The sequence below is a fragment of the Cellulomonas septica genome, assembly GCF_012396155.1.
Taxonomy (GTDB): domain Bacteria; phylum Actinomycetota; class Actinomycetes; order Actinomycetales; family Cellulomonadaceae; genus Cellulomonas; species Cellulomonas septica.
The window spans coordinates 1-2,998 of record NZ_JAAXOY010000447.1 but is presented as its reverse complement, the minus strand read 5'-3'; the positions used below and the strand labels follow the sequence as shown (position 1 = coordinate 2,998).

The following is a 2,998-nucleotide window of genomic DNA, read 5'->3' as shown; positions in this document are numbered from 1 at the left end:
TGACCGTGCGCTCGCCGCAGAAGATCATCGCGACCTGGAACGGCTCCCCGACGTGGGACTCGTCCGGCAACGTCATGACGATGCGTCCGAGCGGCAGCGCGCGGGCCAGCGGGACGTCCTCGACCATCGGGACCTGCGCGTCGGACGCGGCGGACCGGATGCGCGCGGCGACCGCACCCGCACCCTTCGCGACGACGCGCGGCGCGCCCGTGCCGGGCTCGTAGCGCAGCGCGACGGCGACGTGCGTCGGGTTGACGAGCACGACGTCGGCGTTCGCGACCTCGGCCATCATCCGGTTCCGGCTCATCGCGAGCTGCTTCGACCGGATCGCGCCCTTGAGCATCGGGTCCCCCTCCGTCCGCTTGTGCTCCTCCTTGACCTCACGGAGCGTCATGCGGGTCTGCTTGCGGTTGCGGCGGAAGACGACGGCGACGTCGGCGACCGCGAGGATCACGCCGGCGGCGATGCCGGTCCGCAGGAGCGTCGAGGTGCCGTCCGACGCGATGCCGAGCAGGTGCGACAGGGGCAGCCGGCCGGACGCGAGGAGCGTCGGCACGAGCGCCTGCAGCGCGACGAGCAGGACGAGGGCGACGGCGGCCGTCTTGAGCAGCGTCTTGGTGCCCTGCCACCACGCCTGCCCGCCGACGAGCCGGGACGCGATGCCCTTGGGCTTGAGGTGCTCGGCGTGCAGGCGCAGGCGGTGCAGGTGGATGCCGCCCTGCGCGGCGCTCACCGCGATCGCGGTGACGACGCCGACGACGAACAGCGGCGCGAGCGTCGTGATCACGGTCATGAGCGCGTCGCCGAGCACCTGCGCCACGTCGGTCCCGTCGGGGTCGAGCGCCGCGTCGCGCACGACCGCGAGCTGGCCGAGCGCGGCCGCCCTGCCGTTGTCGAGCACGAGCGGGAGCACCGCGGCGGCGGCGCCGAGGCCGACCCACGCGGCGAGGTCCTGCGACCGGCCGAGGCCGCCCTTGCGGCGGACCTCCTTCATCCGCTGCGGGGTGGCCTTCTCGGTCCTGTCCTGCCCGTCGGAGCTCATGGGACCACCACCCCCAGCATCTGCTCGACGGAGCGCCCGGTGAGCGCCTCCATCACGGTCGGCAGGGCCAGGAACGCGAGCGAGCCGAAGACCAGGGTCAGCAGGATCTTCAGCGGGAAGCCCATCGCGAACGCGTTGAGGGCGGGCGCGACGCGCGTGAGCAGCCCGAGGCCGACGTCGGCGAGGAACAGCACGACGATGAGCGGCCCGGCGATCTGCAGCGCCGCGAGGAACATCTGCGTGAGGCCGTCGGTCAGCGTGTGCCCGAGCGCGGCCGGGTCGAGCAGCGCGCCGAGCGGCAGCGCGTCGAACGTGCGCACGAGCCCGGCGAGCACCACCTGGTACCCGTCGGACGCGAACAGCAGGACCATCGCGGTCATCTGGCAGAGCCGCCCGAACGGACCGTTGGCCGACTGGCTCATCGGGTCGTACGCCGTCGCGAGCTGGAAGCCGCCGAACAGGTCGATCAGCGACCCGGCGGACTGCACGGCCGAGAACACCATCGAGACGAGGAACCCGAGCGCGGCACCGATGACGGCCTGCCCGACGAGCGACCCGACGAACGCCGGCGTCGTGTCGGACGGCAGCGGGTCGAGGCGGGGCGCGACGGCCAGCGCGATCCCGAGCGCGAGGGCGACCTTGATCGTGGCCGGCACCGCACGCTGCGAGAACGGCGGCGCGATCACGAGGAACGCGGCGACCCGCACGCTCGCGAGCATCGTCGTCTCCACCGCCCCGACGGGCAGGGCGATGCTGATCGGGTCCACGTCAGCCGCCGACGAGCGCGGGGATGCGGTCGAACAGCTCGTGCGTGAACGTGACGAGCTCGGAGATCATCCAGTGCCCGCACACGACGAGCGCGATCGCGGCGGCGATCGCCTTGGGCACGAAGCTGAGCGTGACCTCCTGGATCTGCGTGACGGACTGCAGCAGGGAGATGACGAACCCGACGACGAGCGCCGTCACGAGCACGGGCGCGGCGAGCTTGGCGGCGAGGACGAGCGCGTCGACGCCGACGTCGAGGACCGCGGTGGTGTCCATCAGCCGCTCCCCACGTAGGAGCCCACGAGGGACGTGACCACCAGCCCCCAGCCGTCCACCAGGACGAACAGCAGGATCTTGAACGGCAGGGAGATCATCACGGGCGGCAGCATCATCATGCCCATCGACATGAGCGACGCCGACACCACCAGGTCGATGACCAGGAACGGCACGAAGATGACGAAGCCCATGATGAACGCGGACCGCAGCTCGGAGAGCAGGAACGCGGGCGCGAGCGTCGTGAACGGCACGTCCTCCGGCGACGCCGGGTTCTCCTGCTGCGCGGCGCGCGTGAGCAGCGCGAGGTCCTGCTCGCGCGTGTGGCCCAGCATGAACTCGCGCAGCGGCCCGGAGCCCGCGTCGACGGCCTGCGAGAACGTCAACGACCCGTCGAGGTAGGGCTGGACGCCGATCGCGTTCACGTCGCTCACGGTCGGCGCCATGATGAACAGGGAGAGGAACAGCGCGAACCCCGCGAGCACCTGGTTGGGCGGCACGCCCTGCAGGCCGAGCGCGTTCCGGGTGAACGACAGGACGACGAAGATCTTCGTGAAGCTCGTCGTCATGAGCAGCAGCGCGGGCGCGACCGACAGCAGCGTGATCGCGAGCAGCACGACGATCGAGCTGCTGGGCGTCCCGTTGACGCCGTTGACCGCGACCGTGACGGTGTCGCCGACCGCGGGGGCGTCCGGCGCCGTGGGCGGCGTCGGGGCGAACCAGGTGACGGCGAGCGCGGTGAGCGTGCTCATCGGCGCACCGTGCGGTCCTGCAGCGTCCGCACGGCCTGCCGCCACGTCGCGGGGTCGAGCACCGAGCCGTGCAGCGCACCGTGCTTGACGTCGCCGAGCGGCAGGTCGACCGGCGGGTGCGCGTCGCCCGCGGGGCGCGGGCGCGGCACGTCGGCGTCGACGACCT

General features: G+C 72.2%; 4 protein-coding genes. All 4 read right to left on the bottom strand.

Going from position 1 to position 2,998, the window contains the following annotated elements; translation table 11 throughout:
- On the bottom strand, positions 1-1,042 hold a 1,042-nt coding region (locus tag HGA02_RS14780), incomplete at its 3' end, for an EscU/YscU/HrcU family type III secretion system export apparatus switch protein (protein WP_168679766.1).
- Positions 1,039-1,809, bottom strand: a complete 771-nt coding sequence (gene fliR, locus HGA02_RS14775) for a flagellar biosynthetic protein FliR (RefSeq protein ID WP_343035496.1) — start codon at positions 1,807-1,809, stop codon at positions 1,039-1,041. The genes HGA02_RS14780 and fliR, both read right to left, overlap by 4 nt.
- A 1-nt stretch (position 1,810) precedes the next feature.
- Positions 1,811-2,083, bottom strand: coding sequence for a flagellar biosynthesis protein FliQ (gene fliQ, locus HGA02_RS14770; protein WP_124343582.1), 273 nt, complete (start codon positions 2,081-2,083; stop codon positions 1,811-1,813).
- Positions 2,083-2,832 (bottom strand): flagellar type III secretion system pore protein FliP, encoded by a 750-nt coding sequence (gene fliP, locus HGA02_RS14765; RefSeq protein ID WP_168679764.1) that lies wholly within the window; start codon positions 2,830-2,832, stop codon positions 2,083-2,085. The genes fliQ and fliP overlap by 1 nt, the downstream gene beginning before the upstream one ends.
- Positions 2,833-2,998: the final 166 nt, after the last annotated feature.